At 71.5% G+C, this 15,251-nt stretch carries 12 protein-coding genes; 1 reads left to right on the top strand and 11 read right to left on the bottom strand.

The annotated features are described in order from the left end of the window. Positions 1-2,866 (top strand): carboxypeptidase regulatory-like domain-containing protein (locus tag ABZU76_RS49930; protein WP_354885057.1); only part of this gene is annotated, 2,866 nt, incomplete at its 5' end. Positions 2,867-2,935: 69 nt separating this feature from the next. Here ABZU76_RS49930 and ABZU76_RS49925 read toward each other — a convergent pair. From ABZU76_RS49925 to ABZU76_RS49875, 11 genes are all read right to left on the bottom strand, one after another. After that, on the bottom strand, positions 2,936-4,102 hold the full coding sequence (locus tag ABZU76_RS49925) for an acyl-CoA dehydrogenase family protein (protein ID WP_354885054.1): 1,167 nt from the start codon (positions 4,100-4,102) through the stop codon (positions 2,936-2,938). A gap of 21 nt (positions 4,103-4,123) precedes the next feature. Continuing rightward, positions 4,124-4,780, bottom strand: a complete 657-nt coding sequence (locus ABZU76_RS49920) for a GntR family transcriptional regulator (protein WP_354885051.1) — start codon at positions 4,778-4,780, stop codon at positions 4,124-4,126. Next, the gene (locus ABZU76_RS49915; RefSeq protein ID WP_354885048.1) at positions 4,773-7,001 is read right to left on the bottom strand and encodes a penicillin acylase family protein; all 2,229 of its coding nucleotides are present in this window, start codon (positions 6,999-7,001) and stop codon (positions 4,773-4,775) included. The genes ABZU76_RS49920 and ABZU76_RS49915 overlap by 8 nt, the downstream gene beginning before the upstream one ends. Next, positions 6,998-7,963 (bottom strand): oligopeptide/dipeptide ABC transporter ATP-binding protein, encoded by a 966-nt coding sequence (locus ABZU76_RS49910; protein WP_354885045.1) that lies wholly within the window; start codon positions 7,961-7,963, stop codon positions 6,998-7,000. The genes ABZU76_RS49915 and ABZU76_RS49910 overlap by 4 nt, the downstream gene beginning before the upstream one ends. Then, positions 7,963-8,916 (bottom strand): ABC transporter ATP-binding protein, encoded by a 954-nt coding sequence (locus tag ABZU76_RS49905; protein WP_354885042.1) that lies wholly within the window; start codon positions 8,914-8,916, stop codon positions 7,963-7,965. Before ABZU76_RS49905 ends, ABZU76_RS49910 begins: the two co-directional genes overlap by 1 nt. Beyond that, positions 8,909-9,754 carry a polysaccharide deacetylase family protein gene (locus ABZU76_RS49900; protein WP_354885039.1) on the bottom strand — a complete coding sequence of 282 codons (846 nt, stop codon included), beginning with the start codon at positions 9,752-9,754 and terminating at the stop codon, positions 8,909-8,911. Before ABZU76_RS49900 ends, ABZU76_RS49905 begins: the two co-directional genes overlap by 8 nt. Next, complete coding sequence (locus ABZU76_RS49895) at positions 9,751-10,527, bottom strand: SDR family oxidoreductase (protein WP_354885036.1); 777 nt, start codon at positions 10,525-10,527, stop codon at positions 9,751-9,753. The genes ABZU76_RS49900 and ABZU76_RS49895 overlap by 4 nt, the downstream gene beginning before the upstream one ends. Continuing rightward, complete coding sequence (locus ABZU76_RS49890) at positions 10,524-11,378, bottom strand: ABC transporter permease (RefSeq protein ID WP_354885033.1); 855 nt, start codon at positions 11,376-11,378, stop codon at positions 10,524-10,526. Before ABZU76_RS49890 ends, ABZU76_RS49895 begins: the two co-directional genes overlap by 4 nt. Then, on the bottom strand, positions 11,375-12,364 hold the full coding sequence (locus ABZU76_RS49885) for an ABC transporter permease (RefSeq protein WP_354885030.1): 990 nt from the start codon (positions 12,362-12,364) through the stop codon (positions 11,375-11,377). Before ABZU76_RS49885 ends, ABZU76_RS49890 begins: the two co-directional genes overlap by 4 nt. 1 nt (position 12,365) lies before the next feature. After that, positions 12,366-13,886: an ABC transporter substrate-binding protein gene (locus tag ABZU76_RS49880; protein WP_354885027.1), complete on the bottom strand. Its 1,521-nt coding sequence runs from the start codon at positions 13,884-13,886 to the stop codon at positions 12,366-12,368. Positions 13,887-13,968: 82 nt separating this feature from the next. Further along, on the bottom strand, positions 13,969-15,204 hold the full coding sequence (locus tag ABZU76_RS49875) for a threonine synthase (RefSeq protein ID WP_354885024.1): 1,236 nt from the start codon (positions 15,202-15,204) through the stop codon (positions 13,969-13,971). Positions 15,205-15,251 lie beyond the last annotated feature (47 nt).

Here is a 15,251-nt window from a genome sequence, read left to right as displayed (position 1 = left end):
CTGGGACGGCCCGACCGGCCTCGGCTCGCCCCACGGCGTCGCCACGCTCGCCTACACTCCACAAGGGACGGTCACCGGGCACGTCCGTGACACCGAGGGCACGCCGATCGCCGGCGCCACGATCACCGCCACCGGCAAGGGCACCGGCAACGTCTACCACGCCACGACCGACGCGCAGGGCGCCTACCACCTCGCAGTCGCCGCCGACTCCTACCAGATCGCGGTCACCCGCTTCGGCTACGAGAACGGCAGCGGTGAGCTGTCCCTCGTGGACGGTCAGGCCACCACCTCCGACTACGCCGTCGCGAAGATCGCCACGCAGGCGGTGTCGGGCACCGTGACCGACGGCTCCGGCCACGGCTGGCCGTTGTACGCGAAGATCACCGTGGACGGCTACCCCGCCGGCGCGATCTTCACCGACCCGTTCACCGGCCGCTACAGTCTTGACTTGCCGCAAAACGCGGACTACCAGCTGCACGTCTCCGCGGTGCAGCCCGGGTACCAGCCGATCGACCGGCAGGTGAGCGTCGCCGATTCGAGCGTGCGGCAGAACTTCACCGCCACCGCCGATCAGCAGGCCTGCAGTGCGCTCGGCTACGGCCACGCCGCACTGACGAACTTCGAGGGCTGGCTCGGCACCACGCCGAAGGACGGCTGGACGATCACCGACACCGCGTCGGCCGGCTGGTCGTTCGACAACGGCATCGAGCTGTTCAACTTCATCGGCACCGGGAACTACGCCATCGCCAGCCCGATCACCCGCGACGGCAAGGCGGAGGACACCGAGTTCGTGTCGCCGGTGCTCGACCTGAGCGGTGACCTCGCTCCCGCGCTGTCGTTCGGCGGGCTGTACGTGCCGGACGGGGACAGCGTGTTCGACACCGACCTGTCCCTCGACGGCGGCGCCACCTGGACCACGCTGGCGCACCACACCACGGATCTCCTGCAGACCCGGGTGTCGATCCCGCTGCCGCAGGCCGCGGGCAAGGACAACGTGCGCGTGCGGTTCCACTTCAGCGGTGCCGGCAACTCGCTCGCGGAGCTCGACGACGTCGTGGTCGGCTCGTGCACCCCGACCGAGGGCGGCCTGGTCGCCGGGGTCGTGACCGACGCCAACACCGGTGAGGCTCGCAACGACGTGACGGTGGCGGACTCCGCCACGGCCCGCTCGGCCGTGAGCACCCCGACGCCCGACGACGCGGCTCTGCCCGACGGTTTCTACGAGCTGTTCGACAGCACCGGTACGCACCAGTACACGGCGAGCCTGCCGCGGTACTCGTCGCCGGCGCTGTCGACGACAACCGGCCTGAACTCCGTGGCCCGCCTGGACGTCAAGCTCAAGGCCGGGCAGCTGGCGGTCGGTTCGACCGCGCTGGCCGTGAGCAAGACGATGGGCCAGGTCGCGAACCAGACGGTGAAGCTCACCAACACCGGCACGGCACCGGTGCACGTGTCGCTCGGCGAGCACGTCACCGGATTCACCGGGGTCGACCCGTCGGCGGCGGCCGGCTGGCAGCCGCTGGCGAACGTCCCGGAGTTCACCTACGAAAGCGCGCTCGGCGGTTACCAGGGCAAGATCTACAGCGCGGGCGGCATGCCCATGCACATGCTCTCGCCCTCGGCCCGCAGCTACGTCTACGACCCGGTCACCGCCGCGTGGTCGCCGATCGCGGACATGCCGGAGCCGGTGATGCGTGGTGCGGCGGCGTTCCTGGACGGTTCGCTGTACGTCGTCGGCGGGGCCGGGATGCCCGGCCTCCTGTCCACGACGTACGCCTACCACCCGCAGACGAACACCTGGTCACGGCTGGCGGACCTGCCGGCGAAGCTCTACGGCGCCACCGCCGCCACGCTCGGCGGGAAGCTGTACGTGGTCGGCGGCTGCGCGAGCGTGTGCGGCAAGGACCCGGTGAAGACGGCGTTCGTCTACGACCCGGCGCGCAACGCCTGGTCGGCACTTCCCGACTACCCGGAGGCCGAGAGCGACGCGGCTTGCGCCGGTATCCACGGTGAGATCGTGTGCGCCGGCGGGTACATCGGTGGCGTCACGAACATCAAGTCGACCTACGTGTTCAAGCCGGGCAGCGCCGCGTGGACGAAGGTGGCCGACGCGCCGTACGAGGTCTCCCAGATGGCCTACAGCGGGGCGAACGGCCGCTTGCAGCTCGCCGGTGGCGAGACCGGCACCGGTACGGTCGTCTCCCAGGCCGGCGAGACCGCGCACACCATCGAGTACGACCCGGTGAGCGACAAGTGGTCGTCGCTGCCGGACCTGCCGCAGGAGTACTACGGCGGCGGGCGCGGGGCGTGTGCGCTCTACCAGGTCGGTTCGTTCGTGCCGGCGCTGCGCACCACGGCGATGCTGCCGGGCTACGACCAGTGTGGTGACGACGACGCCGGCTGGCTCTCCGAAGGCAGCACCGAGCTGGACCTCGCACCCGGCGCCACCGCGAAGGTCGCGGTGACCGTCGACTCCGGCAAGGTCACTCAGCCCGGCAAGTACACGGCGACGATCACGCTCGACACCGACTCGCCCTACGCGGTGGCGGCCGTGCCCGTCACGCTGCAGGCGACGCCGCCCAAGGCGTGGGGTGAGCTCACGGGCACGGTCACCGACACCGCGTCCGGTGCTCCGGTGGCCGACGCCACGGTGCAGGTCTGCACGATGGTCCACAATGGAGTGTGCGGGCAGGTCTCGTACACCCTCAAGACCGACGCGCAGGGCCACTACCGGCTGTGGCTGGACAAGGGTTACAACCCGCTGATGGTCACGGTCGCCGCCAACGGGTACCAGCCGCAGTTCCGGCAGGTGAAGGTGACGGCGGGCACGGCCACGGTGAACGACGTGGCCTTGCCGAAGATTTAGGCGCGGCCAGGAAAACCGAAGCGGCCCCACCCGGCATCCCCCGGGTGGGACCGCTTCGGCGTTTCGGTCTCAGTACGACTTGGGCAGCCCGAGCACGTGCGTGGAGACGTAGTTCAGCACCATCTCCTGGCTCACCGGCGCGATCCGCAGCAGGCGGGCTTCACGGAAGTAACGCTCGACGTGGTACTCCTTCGCGTAGCCCATGCCGCCGAGGGTCTGCATCGCGCGGTCGGCGGCCTGGAACCCCGCGTCGGCGCAGAGCCACTTGGCCATGTTGGCCTCACGGCCGCACGAGAGGCCCTTGTCGTAGCGCCACGCGGCGTTGCGGGCCATGAGCGCGGCGGCGTCGAGGCGCGTCTGGGCTTCGGCGAGCGGGAACGCGATGCCCTGGTTCTGCCCGATCGGCCGGTCGAACACGATGCGCTCGCGCGCGTAGGCCACGGCGCGATCCACGGCGGCGCGGCCGAGGCCGAGGGCTTCGTGGGCGAGCAGGATGCGTTCGGGGTTCAGCCCGTCGAGCAGGTAGCGGAAACCCTGGCCTTCCTCGCCGATGCGGGCCGACGCGGGCACGCGCAGGTCGTCGATCGCGACCTCGTAGGAGCTGACGGCGTTGCGGCCCATCTTCGGGATCGCGTTCAGCGTGATCGCTTCCGGATCGACGTCCACGAGGAACAACGACATGCCGTCGGTGGGCCGCTCGACGTCCTCGAGCGGGGTGGTGCGCGCGATGAGCACCATCTTCTGCGACTGGCCGGCCTTGGTGATCCAGACCTTGCGGCCGTTGATCACGTAACTGTCGCCGTCGCGGCGGGCGAAGGTGCGGATGCGCGTGGTGTCGGTGCCGGCGTCGGGTTCGGTCACGCCGAAGCAGACGTGCAGCGAGCCGTCGGCGGCGCGGGGGAGGATTTCCTCGCGCAGGGCGGCGCTGCCGTGTTTCACGATGGTGTTGAGGCCGAAGATCGTGAGGTGCATGGTGCTGCACCCGTTCATCCCGGCGCCGGACGCCGCGATTTCTTCAAGCAGCAGCGCGGCTTCGAAGATCCCGAGCCCGCCGCCGCCGTACTTCTCGGGGATCGCGATGCCGAGCCAGCCGGCGTCGGCGAACGCGGTGTAGAAGGCCCACGGGAATTCACCCTCGGCGTCGCAACGCGCCCAGTACTCGTCGGGGAACTTCGCCGCCAGTTCGCGGGCGCCGCGGCGCAGTGCTTCCTGGTCTTCGGTCAGCCCGAAGTCCACGTGCTCCACCTCCGTGTGTCGTTATTCGGGCAGCGCCGACTCCAGCGCCCGGATGACCTGGGCGACGTGCCGGCGCGTTGCCTGTTCCGCGGCCGCGGTGTCGCCGGAGCGCAGCGCGTCCAGGATCTCCCCGTGCTCGTCGAGGCTGGCCTCGGGGCGGCCGGGGACGGTGATCGTCACGTTCTGGCCCAGCTGCAGCTGCGCGCCGAGCAGATCGGCGATGGCCAGTAGGCGGCGGTTGGCCGAGCCCTGCCAGATCAGGGCGTGGAACTCGCGGTCGAGCTCGGCGTAGCGCGGCACGTCGCCCGCGGCCAGGGCCGCCTGCTGGCCCGCGACGAGCTCGGTCAGCCGGGCGAGCAGCTCCGCCGGCTGCGTGCGGGCGATGTCCCGCGCGGCGAGCGTGTCGACGGCGGAGCGCAGTTCGTAGATGTCGCGCATGTCCGCGACGGTCAGCTCGGCGACGAAGTACCCCGAGTGCCGGCGAGCCACGAGGAACCCCTCGCGTTCGAGGATCGCCAGCGCGGCCTTGACCGGCGTCGGCGAGATGCCGAGCCGCTCGGTCAGCGGCCGCACCGTCACCCGCTCGCCGGGCAGCAGCTGCCGGTCCAGCACAGCCTCGCGGATCGCCCGGTACGCGGTGCGGACCAGGCTGGCCGGTTCGGGGGGCTGGTCAGTCACCGGGTCGCGGCTCCTCGATCGTGGCTGTGGTTGCTGTGGCTCCCGTCGGGTGCATCGGGACGAGCTCGTGGCGCTGCCATGAGATCAGCTGGTCAGAATAGTGCGCCGAACCGGGCGGGCCGGACGCTCCGCCCGGAATCACCCAGCCGGAGGCGTCGAGATCGGCCAGATCGAGTACCTGGCGGTAGACCGACAGGTTGGTGATGTCGAACCGCCCGCCCGGGGCCCAGCCGTAGGCGCCGTTCTGGATCGTCTCGTTGTCGCCGCCGATGCCGACGGCCGGCGGGTCGAACTCCGCGCCGGCCACGGGGTGCAGCGGGTGCTTGGCCGCCGTGCGGTGGACCTCGCCCCACGGCCGCGGACCTGTTTCCGCCACGCGGCGCCAGGCCGCGGCGAGCGCGTCGGCCAGCAGGTCGTCGCCGAGCCGCTCGGCGGGCCACTCGCTCTCGCGCGGCCAGGTCAGGCTCGCGAACCAGCGGCGCAGCACCACCGGCATGCCCGGCAGCCCGCACTTCATCAGCCACGCCCGCGTGTCCGCGCCGATCTCGGCGTCCAGCACGCGCGCGGCGACCTCGCGGCGGAAGCACGCGTGCACGAGCCCCGTGGTCTCGCCGGGCCCGAGGTCGCCCCGGCCGGCCACGATCACGGCGCGGGCTTGCTCCGCGTCTCCGGAAAAAGCACCGTACGGGCCGCGCCCGTCGAGCAGCTCCGCCCAGCGCCGGGCCGCGACCGACGTCGTGTCGCCCTGCCACGCGCGCATGTCGTCGGCGGTCGCGGGGCCGGCCGCGGCGGCCAGCTCGTGGATGCGCTCGGAGCGGTAGGAGTCGTTGACGGCGTGGGAAACGACCGGGTGCGTCGCGGCGGTGACCGTGTTGTTCGACGTGATGATGAGGTCTTCCGGCGGGTCCTCGGTCCGCGGCATCTCGCCGAACGGCACGCGGCCGCGCCAGCGGTGCGCAATCTCCCAGCCGGGCACCGGCAGCTGGGTCGCGGCGTGGTTGTCGCGCGCCGGGAGCTGCCCGCGCAGCAGGTAGCCGATGTGCCCGGCGTGTCCGTTGTTGTCGGCGGCCAGGAGGTTGTTGACCGGGTCGACCCAGCCGTCCTGGGCGTCGAGCAGCGTGGGTACGTCGGGGGCGAGCAGCATCCGGCGCAGCACGCCGAACTGTTGGCACGCGCCGTCGGTGGCCGTCCAGCGCAGCGACAGGGCCGCACCGCTCGCCGGATCGCCGTGCACGACGGGACCGTTCGGGGTCAGCCAGCAGCGTTCGACGCGGTCCTCGCCGTCGCGGACGTGGATGACCTCGTCGCGCACGGACGCGTCCGCCCAGCCGTCGGCCGTGCGCACCTGCTCGCCGCGGAAGTGCTCCACGTAGAGGTCCTGCGCGTCGGCAGCGGCGTTGGTGATCGCCCAGCCGACGCGGCCGTTGTGGCCGAAGTGCGGGAAGCCCGGAAGACCGGGGAACGTCGCGCCGGACACCGCGAACTCCGGGCAGCGCACGTGGGCCTGCCAGTAGGTGTTCGGCACGTCGAGGGCGCGGTGGGAGTCGTTGACCAGCAACGGTTTCCCGCTCGCGGTGCGGCTGCCGCCGAGCACCCACGCGTTGGACCCGCCCTCGGACTCGCTCAGGAACCCGAGGTGCTCGGCCGCCGCCTCGACGTCGGCGCGCGCCTGCTCGAACAGCTTCGCGCGGGCCTCGTCGACCCGGCCCAGCGGCGGCACCGTCACGCGCATGCCCAGCAACGGCCGCGGGTCCAGCTTCGCGGCCACCTCGGCGCCGGCCGTCGCGCGCAGCACGGCGCGGGCGATCTTGTACTGCCACACGCCCATCAGCACGTGGCGGATCTTGAACATCAGCAGGGAGTCCCGTGGCGTCCACGGTTCCCAGCCGATGCCGCCGCGTTCGTGCTCGACGCCGGCGCCGTGCTCGGCGACGTGGGCGTTGATGCCCGCCGCGTAGTGCTCGAACGTCGCGAGCGTGGCGGGGTCCATGGCCGCCAGGTCGCGGTCGGCGGCGTCGGCGAGGCGCAGCCGGCGCGCGAGCCGGTCGGCGGCCACGGCCGGCTCGCCCACGACCTCGGCCCAGCGGCCGCGGGCGCGGCGGCGGTCGTACTCCAGCTGCCACAGCCGGTCCTCGGCGGCGGCACGGCCGAGCTCGAACCACGCCTGGTCCTCGGTTTCCGCCACCACCGAGGGGATTCCGTACTCGTCGCGAGTGATCATGCGGCCCCGACCCGTGCGGTCTCCGCGTAGTGGCACGCCGCGGCGCGCGTGTCCGCGAGCGGCCGCAAGGCGGGATCTTCGGTGCGGCAGCGGTCCGTGGCCAGCGGGCAGCGCGGGGCGAACGAGCAGCCGCCGGAGCGCGTCAGCGCACTCGTGGCCTCGCCGAGCTGCTCCACCGGTTCCTGCCGGTCGTGGTCACGCACGCGCGGCCGGGGCGCGGCGGCGAGCAGCAGCTGCGTGTACGGGTGGCGCGGGTCGGCGAACAGCTCCTCGGTCTCGCCCTCCTCCACGATCCGGCCGAGGTACATCACGGCCACGCGGTGGGCGAGGTGGCGCACCAGCGCGAGGTCGTGGCTGATGAACAGGTAGGTGATGCCGCGCTCGTCCTGCAGGCGCCGCAACAGGTTCACCACCTGCGCCTGCACGGAGACGTCCAAAGCGGACACCGGCTCGTCGCACACGAGGAACTCCGGGTCGAGCGCGATGGCCCGCGCGATCGCCACGCGCTGGCGCTGCCCGCCCGAGAGTTCGTGCGGATACCGCCCCGCGAGTTCCGGGGCGAGCGTCACGGCTTCGAGCAGCTCCCGCACCCGCGCGTCGAGGTCACCGCGGAAGTGGTGCACGCGCAGGGGTTCCGCGACGATTTGGCCCACGGTCATGCGGCCGTTGAGCGAGTCGTACGGGTCCTGGAACACCGGCTGCATCGTGCGCCGCAGCTCACGCAGCTGCTTCTTGCCGATCGAGTGCACGGCCTGCCCGGCGATCTCTACACTGCCTTCGTCGGGCCGTTCCAGCGCGAGCAGCAGCCGCCCGGTGGTCGACTTCCCGCAGCCGGACTCGCCGACGAGCGCCAGCGTGGTGCCGCGTTCGATGCTCAGGCCGACGCCGTCGACGGCCGCGACCGTGCCGCCGCGAACCGGGTAGCGCTTGACCAGTCCTTCCGCGACCACGAGATCCGTCATCACGCCACCTCCTGGGATTCGCGGGACACCGGGTGCCAGCAGGCGACACCCTCGACGAGGGACGGGGCGGTGGCGCAGGTGTCGTCGGCGTGGTCGCACCGGGGCCGGAACGGGCAGCCTTCGAGCACCGCGCCGACGGCGGGGACCTGCCCGGGGATGGTGGGCAGTTCCCCGGCCGCCGGGCGGTCGGGATCGGGCACCGAGCGCAGCAGCGCCGCGGTGTAGGGGTGGCGCGGGGCTTCGAGGACTTCTCGCACGGTGCCGGTCTCCACGACCTTCCCGGCGTACATCACCGCCACGCGGTCGGCGATCTCCGCGACCACGCCCATGTCGTGCGTGATGAACAGCAGCGCCGTGTCCCGCGTGCGTTCCCGCAGCAGCGCGAGGACCTGAGCCTGCACGGTCACGTCGAGCGCGGTGGTCGGCTCGTCGGCGATGAGCAGCTCGGGACTGCCGGCCAGCGCGATCGAGATCATCACGCGCTGGCGCATGCCGCCGGACAGCTCGTGCGGCATCTGGCGCGCCCGCGCCGCCGCGTCGGTGATGCCGACCGACTCCATCAGCTCGACGGCCTGGCGCAGCCGGGCCGAGCGCCGCATCGGCGTGTGGATGGCCAGCACCTCGGCGATCTGCGTGCCGATGCGGGTGGTCGGGTTCAGCGAGCTCATCGGGTCCTGGAAGATCATCGCCGCGCGGGTGCCGCGCAGACGCCGCAGCTCGCGTTCACCGCGGCCGATGAGCTCCGTGCCGGCCAGCGTCGCCGACCCCGTCACCTGCGCGGCGGCGGGTTCGAGGCCGAGCAGCGACAGCGCGGTGAGGCTCTTGCCGCACCCGGATTCCCCGACCACGGCGAGCGTTTCGCCGCGGCCGACGGTGAGGTCGACCCCGCGCACGGCATCACGCCCGGCGCCGAAGGAGACCTTCAGGTCCTGTACTTCCAGCAGCTCAGTCATGACCGGGCCTGCCCAACTCTTCGAGGGGGACTTCGTATCCGGTGCCGTGCTCGCGGTGGTGTGCGGCGAGCTCAGCGGCGCTTGCGGTGACCAGGTCGTTGTCGGCGACGACGGAGGCGAGCAGCGCTTCCAACGTGGTCACGCGGGCGGGCCGGCCCGACAGCCACGGGTGGACGGTGATCATGCACAGCGAGCCGAGCTTCTTGGCCGCCGCGATCTCGGCGGCCCAGCCGGCCAGCACTTCGGGTGTGGTCGTGGGCGGCCGCGGATCTCCGCCGACGTAGCGGTAGTAGGGCGCGTCGTCGGTGGCCCAGTCGACGGGGACCTCCACGAGGTCGTCGACGAGGTAGGGCCGGTCGTCACCCATCAGCGAACTGTCGTAGGTCAGGCCGAGCTCGTGCAGGACGGGGAAGACGTCGGTGGTCATGTCCCAGCTGGGGGAGCGGTAGCCGACCGGCCGTTCGCCGGTGATCGCGGTGAGCGTGTCCGCGGCGCGGGCCAGCGTGCGGCGCAGCTCGTCGCGCGTCAGGCCCGTCGGTGCTTCGTGGCACCAGCCGTGCAGAGCCAGCTCGTGCCCGCGGGCGTGGACCTCGGCCACCTGTTTCGGGTAGCGGTCGGCGATCCAGCCCGGCACGAAGACCGTCGCGCGCAGGTGCAGGTTGTCCATCATGGACAGCAGGTTGTGGATCCCGCGCCGCGGCCCGTAGCGCCGCTGTTCCAGCTCACCGACGGAGGCGGGCGGGTTTTCGCGGGTGCGCCACAGGTGGGGTGACTCGCCGTCGAAGTCGAGCGTGAAGCACACGGCCGCGCGGGCGCCGCCGGGCCAGGGGTAGGTCACGACGTGCCTCCGGAGGGGGTGAAGTCGCCGGCGGTGCGGCCGCCGTCGACGTCGATTGTGGTGCCGGTGACGAACGACGCGGCACCGGAGCACAGCCAGAGGATCGCCGACGGCGCGTCGCCGGGGCCGGACGTGCGCCCGAGCGGGATCGCCCGGCGCATCTTGGCGACGTGCTCCTCCGGCAGTTCGCTGACCTCACTGCCGGGCGCGAACCCGGGGCCCACGCTGTTGACGCGGATCCCGGCCTCGCCCGTTTCGAGGGCGAGTGACCGGGTGAGCATCTCCAGCGCCGCCTTGCTCGCGGAGTAGACGCCGCCGGTGCGGGTCGGGCGTTTCGCCGCGCCGGACGACAGGTTGACGATGCAGCCCTGCGTACCGGTCGCGGTCATCGTCGCGATCACGTGGCGTGCCAGCTGGTAGGGCGCGAGGACGTTGACGGCGAAGATCGTCTCCACCGTCTCGCGCTCGGTGGTGGCGACCGGCGTACGCGGGTAGATGCCGGCGTTGTTGACGAGGATGTCGGCTGTCGGCCAGCGCTCGTCGATCGCCGCGATGAGCTCTTCGACGCCGGCGCCGGTGGTCAGGTCGGCCACCGCCGCGTGCGCGCCGAGCCGGTCGGCCAGCTCCTTCACCGGCCCGGGCCGGTTGTCGGACAACACCAACTCGGCGCCTTCGGCGTGGAACGCCTCGGCCGTCCACGTGCCGATCAGGCCGGCCGCGCCGGTGATGACGACGCGCTTGCCGGTGAACTCGCCTCGGTAGTCGGGGGTCATGCGGTCTGCCTCGCCATCTTGCGCAGCAGCCGCGGTCGCGGCAGCTCGGCGCGTTTCGCCGGGTCCAGTCGGTCGCGGGCCGCGTCGCCCAGCAGGTTCACGGCCAGCACGAGCAGGAACAACGCGATGCCAGGGAAGGTGGCGAGCCACCACGCCGAGGCGATGTACTGCTGGCCGTCGGAGAGGATCGAGCCCCACGAGGCGGTGGGCGGCTGCACGCCGAGGCCCAGGAACGACAGCGAGGCCTCGTAGATCACCATGAGCCCCAGCTCCAGCGTGGCGACCACAATGGACACCGGCAGCACCTCGGGCAGCACGTGCCGCAGCACGATCCACCACGCGGGCGCGCCGGTCGCCGTGGCCGCGCGGACGAACCCGCGGCCGCGGGCCTGGAGCGTCGCGGAGTGGGCGACACGGGCGTAGCGCGGCCAGCGCACGAGCGCCAGGCACACCACCACGTTGAGCAGGCTCGGCCCGAGCACCGCCACCACGAGGATCGCCAGCAGGAAGAACGGCACCGACAGCACGATGTCGACCAGGCGCATGATCACCGCGCCGAGCCAGCCGCCGCGCCAGCCCGCGAGCACGCCGAGCGCGATGCCGACCACACCACCCGCCACGACGGCGCCGATCGCCACGAGCAGCGAGACCTGTGTGCCGTAGATGACGCGGGACGCCACATCGCGCCCGAGCGCGTCGGTGCCGAGCCAGTGGTGCGCGCCCGGGGGCAGCAGCCGCTGCGCGAGCGTGACCTTGTCCGGGTCGAACGGCGCCAGCACCGGCGCGAACACCGCGACCAGCACGTAGATCGCCAGCACGACCAGGGGAATGACGATCGCTCGCCGCTTCACGCCGCACCTCCGTTGCCACCGGTGGCGACGCGCCGGTCGATCACGCCGTAGAGCAGGTCGGTGAGCAGGTTGATCACGATGTACACCGCAGAGGCGAACAGCACGATCGCTTGCACCACCGGGAAGTCACGCGCCGACACCGACTGGATCGTCAGCTGGCCGATGCCCGGCCACGCGAAGATCACCTCGGTCACCACCGCGCCGCCGAGCAGGTTGGCCAGCTCCAGCGCGGCGACCGTGAGCACCGGGATCGCGCTGTTGCGCGCGAGGTGGCGCAGCACCAGCCGCGTGGTGCTCGCGCCCTTGGCCCGCGCGGTGCGCACGTAGTCCTGGGACAGCTGTTCGAGTACCGCGCCCCGCGTCACCCGCGCGATCGCGGCCGCCGACAGCGAGGCGAGCGTGACGGCCGGCAGCAGCAGGGAAAGCGGCCCGTCGTACCCGGTGGAAGGCAGCCAGCGCAGCGCCACCGAGAACACCAGCACGAGCAGCAGCCCGGTCCAGAACGCGGGCATCGCCTGTCCGATGAGGACGATCGGCATGAGCACGCGTTCCTGCCAGCGGCCGCGCTTGAGTGCCGTGACGACCCCGACGACCACGCCGAACACCACCGACAAGATCAGGGCGGCCACCGCGAGGTTCGCGGTGTAGGGCAGCCGCTCGGCGATCAGCGCCGTCGCCGGCCGGTTCTGCACGTAGGAGTACCCGAGGTCGCCGCGCACGGCGTTGCCGAGGAACGAAAGGTATTGGTGCCACAGGGAATCGCTGAGCCCGAGCTGCTCGCGCACCCGCTCGATGTCGGCCGCCGTGGCGCCCTCGGGCACGAGCAGCCGCGCCGGATCGCCGGAGAGGCGCAGCGCGAAGAACACGATGGTGGTCACGCCGAACAGCGCGAGCACGGCCTGGCCCAGCCGGCCCGCGACGTAGCGCGGGGTGGCCGGCAGGCTCCTCGTCCGCCCGCGGCGGGCCGACACTGCGATCGCCGTCATGTCAGCTCACCTTCATCTGGTCGAGGAAAAGGCTTTCCGACGCGTCGGGTGTCCACTGCAGACGCGAGTTCGCGCCGTACACCGCGTACGCCTGGAACAGGCCGATGCCCGGCAGGTCGCGGTTGAGCAGTTCGAACGCCTGCGAGTACAGCTTGGTCCGCTGCGCGGGGTCGATCGTCTCGCGCGCCTGCTCCACGATCTTGTCGAAGTCGGGGTTGCTGTAGGAGCTCCAGATCTCGCCGGTGTGGAACAGCGGGTAGATCACGCCGTCGGAGTCGAGGCACGAGCACGACCACTTGCCGAAGCGGATCGAGCCCCACTCGTGCGACGGGTCCTGCACCTTCTTCAGGTACGTCGCCTGGTCGCTGTTCTGGATCTCCACCTGCAGCCCCACGGCGGCGAGGTCGCCCTGGATCGCCTGCACCACCTGCGGGTCGAACGACGGCGAGGTCGCCATCACCAGCTTCGCGCCGACCGCGTGCGCTTCCTGCAGCAGGCGTTTGGCGTCCTCGGGATCGTGGCGGTTGTCCGGCAACGACTTGTCGTAGCCGAACGCCAGCGGCGTGGCCATGGAGTTGATCGGCTTGGCGTAACCGCGCTGGAGGTTCTTGATCAGCGCGTCGTAGTCGATCGCCTCGGCGATGGCCTTGCGCACGCGGGGATCGTCGGTGGCCCCGCCCTTGATCGTGTTGTACGCGAGGTAGGCCACGCGCTCGGTGGGCGTGGACAGGATCGCCAGCGTCGGGTCGCGGCGGATCTGGTCCGCGGCGTCCGGCGTGAGCGTGGTCGCGAGGTCGACCTTGCGCGACTGCAGGTCGGCCACGCGGCTGGCCACGTTGGGCACCGCGCGGAACACGGCCGTGCGGATCTGCGTGGGCGGGCCCCACCACTTCGGGTTGGCGGTGAGCACGACCTCGGACCCCGCCGTCGCCGACTGGAGCACGAACGGGCCGGACCCGATCGGCTTCACGGCGAACTGCTTGTCCCCGACGCGCTGCACGTAGGCCTTCGGCACCACCGAGAGCGTGGTCAGGTAGCTCAGCAGGGTGGGGGAGGGGACCGAAGTGCGCACCACGAGATCGCCGCCGTCGGCCGTGGCCTTGTCGATGACGGAGAAGTTCGAGTACTGCTGGCTGCCGAACTTCTTGTCCAGGATCCGGCTGATGGAGTACGCCGCGTCTTCGGCGGTGAGCGGGCTGCCGTCGCTGAAGGTCACGCCGGGGCGCATGGTGAAGCGCCAGGTGAGCGGATCGGTCTGCTGCCACTTCGTGGCGAGCCAGGGCACGACCGTGTTCGTCTTCGGATTCCGGCGCAGCAGCTGGTCGAAGATGTTGCGGTACACCGAGTACGTGTCGGTGTCGTACTGCTTGCCGGGGTCCAGTGTGGACGGATAGTTGGCGGTGTCGATCGTGATCGTGCCGGGGCCACGGCCCTCGCTCGCCGGCTGGATGCCGCATGAGGCGGCGCCGAGAGCGAGGGCAGTGGCCAGGAGGAGCGCCGCACGGAAACGTCGTCGGTTCATGGGCTCGGTCCTGTCAGATCGGCTGCTGAGGTGGGGACATCAGATCAGATCCAATCGAGGTGGCGAAGTCCTGCGAGCAGAGTTAACGCGCCCGCAACGCACCCCTCGGCGGGATCGCGTCGGTCTTCGCCAGCAGCGGCGCGTCGACCTCCACGGTCTCGGGGTACTTGATGCCGGCGCCGGTGTTGAGGACCACGACCTCGTCGTCCTCGCTCACCCAGCCGGATTCGCGCAGCTGGTCCAGTGCCGCGAAGCAGGCTGCTCCCTCGGGGCAGACGAACGCGCCCTCGAGTGTGGCCAGCCGCCGTTGGGCGGCCAGCAGTTCGTCGTCGGTCACCGCGATCGCGGTGCCTTCGGTGGCCCGGACGGCGTCCAGCACGAGGAAGTCGCCCAGCGCCTTCGGCACGGTGATGCCGAAGGCGACGGTGTGCGCGTCGGGGAACAGGGTGCTTTCGGTGGCCCCGGATTTGAACGCCTCGACGATCGGCGCGCAGCCGGTGGCCTGCACGGCGACCAGGCGCGGCAGGTCGCCGGAGATCCAGCCCAGCTCCCGCATCTCCAGCAGCGCCTTGTAGATGCCGATGATGCCGACGCCGCCACCGGTCGGGTAGAGGATCACGTCGGGCACGCGCCACCCGAGCTGCTCGACGATCTCGTAGCCCATCGTCTTCTTGCCCTCGAGCCGGTAGGGCTCCTTGAGGGTCGACACGTCCTGGTAGCCCTGGCGTTCGGCCACGGCTGCGCCGACGAGCTTGCCCGCGTCGCCGATCAGGCCGTCCACCCGGTACAGCTCGGCGCCGGCGGCCAGGCATTCCTTCATGGTGATGGCGGGGGCGTCGTCGGGCATCGCGATGAGGCTGTCCATCCCGGCGCGGGCCGCGTAGAGCGCCCAGGCCGCACCGGCGTTGCCGTTGGTCGGCATCGCGACGCCGCGCACGCCGAGCTCGGCCGCACGCGACACGCCGACCGCGGCGCCGCGGGCCTTGAACGACCCGGTGGGCACGAGGCCCTCGTCCTTCATGAGCAGCTTCGGCACGCCGGATTGCTTGCCCTGGTTCGGCAGCGGCAGCAGGGGAGTGAGGCCTTCGCCCAGGCTCACGATGTTGTCGCGCGAACGCACCGGCAGCACCTCGTGGTAGCGCCAGAGGCTGGGCTCGCGGGCCGCGATGTCCTCGCGCGTCACCGTTTCCCGCACCCGCTCCAGGTCGTACCGCGCGAGCAGCGGCGCTCCCGCGGCCGACGTGCCGGCCACCTGGTCCGCCTCGTACCGGTCTCCGGTCCGGGAACACTCCAGGTGACTGAGGAACGAGAACGTCATGCCGCCTCCATGCGTCGGGTCCGGAATCCCCGAGAGTTTGGATCCAA

This window comes from Amycolatopsis sp. NPDC005232, from assembly GCF_040607795.1.
Taxonomy (GTDB): Bacteria; Actinomycetota; Actinomycetes; order Mycobacteriales; family Pseudonocardiaceae; genus Amycolatopsis.
This window is presented reverse-complemented; position numbering and strand designations above follow the sequence as displayed.

What these genes read in the sequence shown, in the direction of transcription:
- ABZU76_RS49915 (WP_354885048.1), bottom strand. Translation starts at nt 7,001, where the DNA reads ATGATCACTCGCGACGAGTACGGAATCCCCTCGGTGGTGGCGGAAACC.
- ABZU76_RS49910 (WP_354885045.1), bottom strand. Translation starts at nt 7,963, where the DNA reads ATGACGGATCTCGTGGTCGCGGAAGGACTGGTCAAGCGCTACCCGGTT.
- ABZU76_RS49905 (WP_354885042.1), bottom strand. Translation starts at nt 8,916, where the DNA reads ATGACTGAGCTGCTGGAAGTACAGGACCTGAAGGTCTCCTTCGGCGCC.
- ABZU76_RS49895 (WP_354885036.1), bottom strand. Translation starts at nt 10,527, where the DNA reads ATGACCCCCGACTACCGAGGCGAGTTCACCGGCAAGCGCGTCGTCATC.
- ABZU76_RS49885 (WP_354885030.1), bottom strand. Translation starts at nt 12,364, where the DNA reads ATGACGGCGATCGCAGTGTCGGCCCGCCGCGGGCGGACGAGGAGCCTG.
- ABZU76_RS49880 (WP_354885027.1), bottom strand. Translation starts at nt 13,886, where the DNA reads ATGAACCGACGACGTTTCCGTGCGGCGCTCCTCCTGGCCACTGCCCTC.
- ABZU76_RS49875 (WP_354885024.1), bottom strand. Translation starts at nt 15,204, where the DNA reads ATGACGTTCTCGTTCCTCAGTCACCTGGAGTGTTCCCGGACCGGAGAC.